The organism is Geminisphaera colitermitum TAV2 (assembly GCF_000171235.2).
Lineage (GTDB): Bacteria > Verrucomicrobiota > Verrucomicrobiia > Opitutales > Opitutaceae > Geminisphaera > Geminisphaera colitermitum.
In genome coordinates this window covers 1-1258 of sequence record NZ_ABEA03000165.1, presented here as the reverse complement: position 1 = coordinate 1258, position 1258 = coordinate 1, and the positions used below count along the sequence as shown (strand labels likewise).

At 62.8% G+C, this 1258-nt stretch carries 1 protein-coding gene; it reads left to right on the top strand.

Annotation, left to right across the window (positions count from 1 at the left end; all coding sequences use genetic code 11):
- Positions 1-47: 47 nt before the first annotated feature.
- Complete coding sequence (locus OBACDRAFT_RS18645) at positions 48-1094, top strand: uroporphyrinogen decarboxylase family protein (protein WP_043588245.1); 1047 nt, start codon at positions 48-50, stop codon at positions 1092-1094.
- Positions 1095-1258: the final 164 nt, after the last annotated feature.

Below are 1258 nucleotides of genomic sequence, written 5' to 3'. Positions count from 1 at the left end.
TTCCCCCCCCCCCCCCCCGGCCTTTCCCCTCAAGACAGACCCATTCCATGACCCGCCAATATTATCTCGACCTCGCCGCCTCCGGACTGCGCATGCCAATGGGCGTGCATCTCGTGCTCCACGAACACGCCGACCACGAAGCCATTCTCCTTGATGGCGACCGCCTCGGCGCGGTCGTGGCCGAAACCGCGCGCCGCTATCGCACGCCGCTCGCCATGCCGCTCATGGACCTGACGCTCGAAAAAGACGCCCTCCTGCGCGCCTGCGGCGTACCCGCGGCGGACATCGAAAAACACCACTTCAACGACAGCGTATCCATCCCTGAGTTACACTCCGAAGACATTCCGCTCACGCCGCGCATGACCGCCACCTGTCGCGCCATCACGCACGTTGCCGCGATCCCCGACCTCGTTGCGATGGGCATGTGCATCGGTCCCTTCTCGTTCATGACCAAACTCGTCAGCGACCCCATCACCCCTGTATTTCTCGCCGGCACCGGACTCACCGCCAGCGACGAAGCCGAGATCGCCATTGTCGAAAAAACCCTGGCCCTCGCCGAACGCATGATCCACCGCTACCTCCGCGCGCAAATCGAGGCCGACGCGCGCGCCATCATCATCTGCGAACCCGCGGCCAACCTCGTTTATTTCTCGCCCAATCAGCTTGAGGAAAACAACCACGCTGTCTTCGACCGTTACGTGATGGAGCCCATGCGCCGCATTGCCCGCCTGCTCGCCGACGCCGGAGTCGATCTTGTATTCCACGATTGCGGCGAACTCACCGAAAGCATGATCCGCCGCTTCGGCACACTCGGCGCCTCCATCATCAGCCTCGGCAGTTCACGCACCCTGTGGGAAGACGCCGCGTTCATCCCGCGCGACACCGTCCTCTTCGGCAACCTGCCGACCAAACGCTTTTACGCGCCGCAACTCACCGTCGCCGAGGTTGAAACCTACGCCGCGACCCTGCTCGCCAAAATGCGCGAAGCCGCCCATCCCTTCATCCTCGGCAGCGAGTGTGACGTGCTCAGCGTCCCAGGCAGCGAACACGAAATCCACGCCAAGGTGGACGCCTTCATGAACATCTCAGCCTAATCCAACCCATGTAGGGGCTTCGCTTGCGAAGCCCGGTTTGAGCCGCGATAACCCAAGCGCCCCCGCAACACACTGCGGGCTTCGCAAGCGAAGCCCCTACACCGACCAATTAAACCCGCGCCCCTCTTCCCTACTGCTCCCTGTTCACTGTTCACTGCTCCCCT

What these genes read in the sequence shown, in the direction of transcription:
- OBACDRAFT_RS18645 (WP_043588245.1), top strand. Translation starts at nt 48, where the DNA reads ATGACCCGCCAATATTATCTCGACCTCGCCGCCTCCGGACTGCGCATG.